The sequence below is a fragment of the Streptomyces flaveolus genome (assembly GCF_044765825.1).
Classification (GTDB): Bacteria; Actinomycetota; Actinomycetes; order Streptomycetales; family Streptomycetaceae; genus Streptomyces; species Streptomyces flaveolus.
The window spans coordinates 870656-877648 of record NZ_JBIWKU010000002.1; the positions used below are offsets into that span (position 1 = coordinate 870656).

Genomic DNA, 6993 nt, shown 5'->3' on the forward strand with positions numbered 1-6993 from the left:
GCACCTCTCGACTTCCCGAAGCTGCTTCCTATCCGTGTGCTCAGTGCACTGTCAAATGAGCTCAATGCGCTGTGGCCAGGGGCTTCGCGCCCTTTGATCGGTGATCAAGCGCTGCGCAGGAACTATCCGCCGCACCCCCGCCGGACGATCACAGCGAGCGTGCCGCACATCACGTTGCGCACCGGCACCCTCCGATGACCGCCGACGCGGCCGTTCGGGCGAGCGTTCTGCGCCCACAAGGCTTAATGTCCCTATATATGAGGACTTGTTTTGGAATCGGTCCGGCAGGGAAAGCCCCTGTCAGTGCTTCGGACAGGAGGTACATCCGCGGGACCCGGCGCGTCCGGCACCCCGGTGTTCCGTCCACCCGGCACCCCTGCTGAGGGAGGTGCGCGCGCATGCGTATCGCCAGCAGAACCAAGCCCCACCCGCACGACGACGCCCCCGACACCGCCGCCGCGTTCGAACGGCTCGCCGAACTGCCCGACGGCCCGGAACGCAAGGCACTGCGGGACGAACTGATCCAGGTCTGGCTTCCCATGGCCGAGCGGATCGCCGTCCGCTTCCGCGGGCGCGGCGAGAGCCTGGACGATCTCTACCAGGTGGCAGCCCTCGGACTGGTCAAGGCCGTCGACCACTACGACCCCGAACGCGGCCACGCCTTCGAGGCCTATGCGGTACCCACCGTCACCGGCGAGATCAAGCGGCACTTCCGCGACCACATGTGGACGTTGCACGTGCCGCGCCGGATCCAGGACCTGCGCAACCGGGTGCGCCGCGCCACGAAGGAGCTGGCACAGACCACGCCGGGACGCGCCCCCACGATCGAGGAGATCGCCGAGCACGCGCATCTGACCACGGTCGAGGTCCGCACCGGCATGGAGGCGCTGGAGTGCTTCTCCGCCCTCTCGCTGGAGGCGGAGATGCCCGGTACCGACGGATACGCCCTCGGGGACGCGCTCGGCGGTCCGGATCCGGCCTTCGACACGGTCGTCGACCGGGTGGCCGTCCGTCCCTGTCTGGAGGCACTGCCCGAACGCGAACGCACCATCCTCTACCTGCGCTTCTTCGGCGGGATGACGCAGAGCCGCATCGCGCAGCAGCTCGGCATCTCGCAGATGCACGTCTCACGGCTGCTCAGCGGCTGCTTCGACCGGATCCGCGAGGAGATCCTCGCGGAGGCCCGCTGACCCGGCACGCGCCTCGGCCCGATCTCACCGGCGCGATCTCACCGGTGTGGCGGAGCGCCGGGGATCTGCGTCGGGCCGTGACGGTCGAGGGCCTCCTCCAGGGCGATCCGGATCTCCGCCGGCATCACTCCTGTGCGCCCCCAGATGAGGATCAGTTCGGCCACGTTGCGCAGTTTGATGTTCGTATGCTGGGAAACCTCCTTCAGTACGGCCCATCCCTCGTCCGGCGTCACCCGGCCGAGCACGACGATCATCCCGATGGCCTGGTCGACGACGGCGTGCGAGACGACCGCCTCCTTCAGCTGCCGGATCTGCTCCTGCAGCCGGAATATCTGGTCCGGGCCCCCGTCCGTGGGCATGGTCACCTCCGGATCCGGCGTGTCACCGCCGCTTGTGCCGCGCGGTACCGCTCCGACGCCTCCATCGTGGTCACATGTGCCACCCCGCGCCACCGGGCCGTGCGGGGCGCACGCGCCACCGTTTCGGCGGCGCCGCCGGGGTACTCGGCAGGCGCCCCCCGCCGTTCCGGTCGGACACTGGTGTGGAACCGGTGACTGCCGGTGGACGAGACCAGGACGCGACTGCCATGAACCACGACATGCCCTCCCCCGCCGGTACGGACAGCATCGTCTCCACCCGATTCGTGTACGGGGCCCCGTGCTGGGTGAGTCTGACCAGCCGCGATCTCAAGGCCACCGAGGAGTTCTACTCCGCCGTGCTGGGCTGGCAGTGGCGGCCCGCGAAGCTGGGCGAGCCCTTCCGGATCGCCCTGGTCGGCGGGGTGCCCGTCGCCGGTATCGCCGCGGTCGCCGCGATGTGGCAGATGGCGGTGGCGTGGACGCCGTACTTCGCCGTGCGCAGCGCGGACGAGGCCGTGTCGCGGGCGGCCGAGCGCGGCGGCACGGCCGCGGTCGGGCCGATCTCCCTGCCGCCCGGCCGGGCGGCGCTGCTCGCCGACCGGGACGGCGCGACCTTCGGGATCTGGGAGGGCGAGCTGTTCTCCGACTGGGACACCTGGCGCACCTCGCGCCCCGCCTTCATCCGGCTGCACACCCGTGACGCGTTCGACGCCGCCATCTTCTACGGCGAGATCTTCGACTGGGCGTCGGGCACCGGCTGCTGCGAGGTCCGGTACGAGGGCGACGAAGTGGTGCTGCGCAGTCAGGGCGACGTCGTGGCGCGCATCGAGTCGGGCGCCCTGGGCGCCGCCCCCGACCCCGCGATCCGGCCGCACTGGCAGGTGCACTTCGCGGTCGACGACGTCGCGGCTTGCGCCCGCGCCGCCGAGCGGCACGGCGGCAGCGTGCTGGCGCTGAGCGACGAGGAGGCCGTACTACGGGACGCCGACGGCGCGCAGTTCACGGTCACCGCGCGCCGCCTCGGACACTGACCTCGGCGGCTCACCGGCCGGTGCGGGACGGGCGCGAGAGCAGGACCAGGCTGCGTGGCTCGACGGTCAGCACCGTGCCCGCCTTGCACTCCGCCTCGTCGGGGGTGCCCTCCGGGTCGGCGGTGTCGATCAGGATCGCCCAGCGCTCGCCGTAGGTGGCGTCGGGCAGCCGGAAGCTGGCGGGCTCCCAGTGGCTGTTGAGCAGCAGCAGGAAGGAGCCGTCGACGACGGGCCGGCCGCACGGGTCGGGTTCGGCGATGGCGTCGCCGTTGAGGAAGACGGCGACGGCGTGGGCGTCGGAGCGCTGCCAGTCGTCGTCGGTCATCTCCCGCGCGTCCGGCAGCAGCCACACCAGGTCGGGCAGCGGCTGGTCCGCGTGCGTCACCGTCTCGCCGCGGAAGTAGCGGCGCCGGCGCAGGACGGGGTGAGCGGCGCGCAGCGCGATGACGCGCCGGGCGAAGTCGAGCAGACCGCGCTGCTCCTCCCCCAGCCGCCAGTCGATCCAGGAGATCTCGTTGTCCTGGCAGTAGGCGTTGTTGTTGCCCCGCTGGGTGCGGCCCAGCTCGTCGCCGTGGCAGAGCATCGGGATGCCCTGCGAGAGCAGGAGCGTGGCCAGGAAGTTGCGCTGCTGGCGGGCGCGCAGCTCCAGTACGGCGGGGTCCTTCGTCCGCCCCTCGGCGCCGCAGTTCCAGGACCGGTTGTGGCTCTCGCCGTCCTGGTTGTCCTCGCCGTTGGCCTCGTTGTGCTTGTCGTTGTAGGAGACCAGGTCGCGGAGAGTGAAGCCGTCGTGCGCGGTGACGAAGTTGACGCTGGCGCGGGGGCGGCGCCGGCTGTGCTGGTACAGGTCGGAGGAGCCGGTCAGCCGGGACGCGAACTCGCCGAGCGTGTGCTCCTCGCCGCGCCAGAAGTCCCGTACGGCGTCCCGGTACATGCCGTTCCACTCCGACCACAGCTGCGGGAAGTTGCCGACCTGGTAGCCGCCCTCGCCGAGGTCCCAGGGCTCGGCGATCAGTTTGACGCGGCTGATCACCGGGTCCTGCTGGATGAGGTCGAAGAACGCCGAGAGCCGGTCCACCTCGTGGAACTGCCGGGCGAGCGTGGCCGCGAGGTCGAAGCGGAAGCCGTCGACGTGCATCTCGGTGACCCAGTACCGCAGCGAGTCCATGATCAGCTGGAGGACGTAGGGGTGCCGCATCAGCAGGCTGTTGCCGGTGCCGGTGGTGTCGTAGTAGTGCTGCCAGTCGCCGTCCACCAGCCGGTAGTAGGAGGCGTTGTCGATGCCGCGGAAGGAGAGCGTGGGGCCCTTCTCGTTGCCCTCGGCGGTGTGGTTGTAGACCACGTCGAGGATCACCTCGAGGCCGGCCGCGTGCAGGGCCTTGACCATCGACTTGAACTCGGTGACCTGCTGCCCGCGGGTGCCGAGGGCGGCATAGCCGTTGTGCGGCGCGAAGAAGCCGATGGTGTTGTAACCCCAGTAGTTGGACAGGCCGCGGTCCGTCAGGACGCCGTCGTGCACGAACTGGTGCACCGGCATGAGCTCGACGGCGGTCACGCCGAGGGAGGTCAGGTGGTCCACGATCGCCGGGTGCGCCAACCCGGCGTAGGTGCCGCGCAGTTCGTCCGGCACGTCGGGGTGGGTGCGGCTGATGCCGCGGACGTGGGCCTCGTAGATCACGGTCTCCGAGTACGGGCGCCGCGGCGGGCGGTCGTCGCCCCAGTCGAAGAACGGGTCCGTGACCACGCCGAGCATGGTGTGCCCGGCGCTGTCGCCCGGGTCCGGCCTGCCCTGGGCCCGTTCGAAGAGGGAGGGGTGGTTGTCCACCATCCCGTCCACGGCCCGCGTGTACGGGTCGAGGAGCAGCTTCGCCGGGTTGCAGCGGTGGCCGACGGACGGGGCCCACGGACCGTGGACCCGGTAGCCGTAGCGCTGCCCCGGGCCGACGCCGGGCAGGTAGCAGTGCCAGACGAAGCCGTCGACGTCGGGCAGCGGGATGCTGCTGTGGGTGCCGTCGTCGTCGACGAGGACGAGGTCGACGCGTTCGGCGACCTCGCTGAACAGCGCGAAGTTGGTGCCCTGTCCGTCGTACGCGGCTCCCAGTGGACAGGGGTGCCCGCTCCACACGGGCGACCCCTTCCAGTTCGGCCGGGCGCGGGTCACCGGGCCTCCTCCAGAACGCCGTGGGTGGTGCTGCCCGGTCCGGCCACCCGGCCCACCGGCATGATCTCGCGCGGCAATTCCAGCCCCTCCTGGGTGATCGGCTCCGGCGCCGTCGGCACCAGCGGCACGCGTTCGCCGGCGCGGGCACGCTGCGAGAACCAGATGACCTTGGCCCCGGTGTCGGTGGCGCAGCAGCCCCAGCCGTCGCTGTTGGCGGCGAGGTGCTGCAGACAGGTGCGCAGGTCCTGGTCGGGACGGAGCGCGTGGTCGTTGCCCCCTACGGCCGTGATGAGGTGGTGGCGGTTCCACCACATCTCGATCGACGTGTTCTTGTCGCTGGCGTGCTCGTCGATCGCCCGCAGCAGCATCTCGGCGCCCGAGCAGACGGGTTCGACGAGGTTCTCCAGGTCCCAGAACCTGAGGTGAGCGGCCAGGATGCGCCTGACCTGTCCGACCCGTTCCGGGCTGACTTCCACGTCGAGGTGGTAGTAGCAGGGCACTGCGGTCTTCATCGTCGTGGCTCCTCACCGCGAAAAGCTCTCGCTTCTCCTCGTCCCTCGGTGGACGGGCTCCCCGTACACGAAGCGTGAGCGCTGGTCGCTTCTGAGTCACTCCAGAGTGGGAGCAATAGTCCATTCGTGCAACACGAGCGGCGGACGCCCGATCTCGGCCGAAAAAGCGGTTGAAGATCCAACAAGACGGGACGTCACCGTCCGTGCACCATGTGTGAAGAATTGGATCGTCCGTACCGGACCGTCACGGAAGGTGACCGGCCATGCTGCTTCCTGCGAAGACAGAAGTCGCCCGGCAGCTGCGGCGTTACCGCGCCTGGGAACGGATGATGCTCGCCTCCCCCGCGGACGTGCGCCTCCGGGCCACCTTCGAGGACGCCGGATACACCCTCTGCGTGCTCATGGGGAAGCGGTGCGCGCGCGAGGCGGCGGACGCCGCCGAACGGTATCTGCGGACGAACCAGATCACCTATTTGCAGGAACAGAACGAGCGGCCCCGTACCGCCCGAGCGGCCCGGCGTGGCCCGCCGGCGATGGACCGGCTCTCCCCGTCGGGGCGGAAGACCCCCTCCGGCGCAGCTTGACCCATCCGGCCGGGCCCCGAGCCCGGCCTCGAGCACGGCGGAGGTGAGAACGGATGAGCGCGACCGTGACGATCGGGCGTATCCCGGTCCGGGACGTCCACCCGGTGGTGGACTGCGGCAGGCGCCCGGCGAAGGCGGTGGCGGGAGAGACGTTCGAGGTCACCGCGTCCGTGTTCCGGGAGGGACACGACGCGGTGGCCGCCAACGTCGTGCTGAAGGACCCCGAGGGCCGGTCCGGTCCGTGGACGCCGATGCGGGAGCTGGCCCCGGGCACCGACCGCTGGGGCGCCGAGGTCACCCCGGGTGCGCCGGGCCGGTGGAGCTACCGGGTGGAGGCCTGGAGCGATCCGGTCACCACCTGGAAGCACCAGGCGCGGATCAAGATCCCGGCGGGCATCGACACCGGGCTCGTCCTGGAGGAGGGGGCCGAGCTGTACCGGCGGGCCGCGGCCGGCGTCCCGAAGGACTCCGGCCGGGCCGTGGTGCTGGCGGCCGCGGCGGTGCTGCGCGACGACACACTGCCGGTGGCCACCCGGCTGGCGGCGGCGTTGACGCCGGAGGTGGACGCGGTGCTGGCCCGGCATCCGCTGCGGGAACTGGTCACCACCTCCGACCCGCTGCCCCTGCTGGTGGAGCGGGAACGCGCCCTGTACGGGTCCTGGTACGAGTTCTTCCCCCGCTCCGAGGGCACCGAGGACCAGCCCCACGGCACGTTCCGCACCGCCGCCCGCCGGCTGCCCGCGATCGCCGCGATGGGCTTCGACGTCGTCTACCTCCCCCCGGTCCACCCCATCGGCACCACGTTCCGCAAGGGCCGCAACAACACCCTGTCCGCCGGCCCCGACGACGTCGGCGTCCCCTGGGCCATCGGCTCCCCCGAGGGCGGCCACGACGCCGTCCACCCCGCCCTGGGCACCATCGACGACTTCGACGCCTTCGTCGCCCGCGCGAGCGAGCTCGGCCTGGAGACCGCCCTCGACTTCGCCCTCCAGTGCTCCCCCGACCACCCCTGGGTCCACAAGCACCCCGAGTGGTTCCACCACCGGCCCGACGGCACCATCGCCCACGCCGAGAACCCGCCCAAGAAGTACCAGGACATCTACCCCATCGCCTTCGACGCCGACATGGACGGCCTGATCGCCGAGACCGTCCGCGTCCT

The 6993-nt window shown here is 70.9% G+C and carries 7 protein-coding genes; 4 read left to right on the top strand and 3 right to left on the bottom strand.

The window, feature by feature from the left end:
* Nucleotides 1-398: 398 nt before the first annotated feature.
* Nucleotides 399-1190: an RNA polymerase sigma factor SigF gene (locus ACIRG6_RS09415; RefSeq protein WP_239767488.1), complete on the top strand. Its 792-nt coding sequence runs from the start codon at nt 399-401 to the stop codon at nt 1188-1190.
* A gap of 38 nt (nt 1191-1228) precedes the next feature.
* Here ACIRG6_RS09415 and ACIRG6_RS09420 read toward each other — a convergent pair whose 3' ends face one another.
* Nucleotides 1229-1549 (bottom strand): ANTAR domain-containing protein, encoded by a 321-nt coding sequence (locus tag ACIRG6_RS09420; protein ID WP_318217140.1) that lies wholly within the window; start codon nt 1547-1549, stop codon nt 1229-1231.
* Nucleotides 1550-1776: 227 nt separating this feature from the next.
* Here ACIRG6_RS09420 and ACIRG6_RS09425 point away from each other — a divergent pair, with 227 nt between their 5' ends.
* Nucleotides 1777-2580, top strand: coding sequence for a VOC family protein (locus ACIRG6_RS09425; protein ID WP_364684317.1), 804 nt, complete (start codon nt 1777-1779; stop codon nt 2578-2580).
* Between the two features lie 10 nt (nt 2581-2590).
* On the opposite strand, the gene glgX is transcribed toward ACIRG6_RS09425, so the two are convergent.
* The gene (gene glgX, locus ACIRG6_RS09430) at nt 2591-4738 is read right to left on the bottom strand and encodes a glycogen debranching protein GlgX (protein ID WP_403321789.1); all 2148 of its coding nucleotides are present in this window, start codon (nt 4736-4738) and stop codon (nt 2591-2593) included.
* Nucleotides 4735-5250 carry a pep a2 gene (locus tag ACIRG6_RS09435; protein ID WP_189229238.1) on the bottom strand — a complete coding sequence of 172 codons (516 nt, stop codon included), beginning with the start codon at nt 5248-5250 and terminating at the stop codon, nt 4735-4737. Before ACIRG6_RS09435 ends, glgX begins: the two co-directional genes overlap by 4 nt.
* Nucleotides 5251-5513: 263 nt before the next feature.
* On the opposite strand from ACIRG6_RS09435, the gene ACIRG6_RS09440 reads away from it, so the two are divergent.
* Both ACIRG6_RS09440 and ACIRG6_RS09445 read left to right on the top strand, forming a co-directional pair.
* Nucleotides 5514-5834: a DUF5133 domain-containing protein gene (locus ACIRG6_RS09440; protein ID WP_318217143.1), complete on the top strand. Its 321-nt coding sequence runs from the start codon at nt 5514-5516 to the stop codon at nt 5832-5834.
* A gap of 53 nt (nt 5835-5887) precedes the next feature.
* Nucleotides 5888-6993: maltotransferase domain-containing protein (locus ACIRG6_RS09445; RefSeq protein WP_403321791.1), on the top strand; the 1106-nt coding region annotated here is incomplete at its 3' end.

What these genes read in the sequence shown, in the direction of transcription:
- ACIRG6_RS09415 (WP_239767488.1), top strand. Translation starts at nt 399, where the DNA reads ATGCGTATCGCCAGCAGAACCAAGCCCCACCCGCACGACGACGCCCCC.
- ACIRG6_RS09420 (WP_318217140.1), bottom strand. Translation starts at nt 1,549, where the DNA reads ATGCCCACGGACGGGGGCCCGGACCAGATATTCCGGCTGCAGGAGCAG.
- ACIRG6_RS09425 (WP_364684317.1), top strand. Translation starts at nt 1,777, where the DNA reads ATGAACCACGACATGCCCTCCCCCGCCGGTACGGACAGCATCGTCTCC.
- ACIRG6_RS09435 (WP_189229238.1), bottom strand. Translation starts at nt 5,250, where the DNA reads ATGAAGACCGCAGTGCCCTGCTACTACCACCTCGACGTGGAAGTCAGC.
- ACIRG6_RS09440 (WP_318217143.1), top strand. Translation starts at nt 5,514, where the DNA reads ATGCTGCTTCCTGCGAAGACAGAAGTCGCCCGGCAGCTGCGGCGTTAC.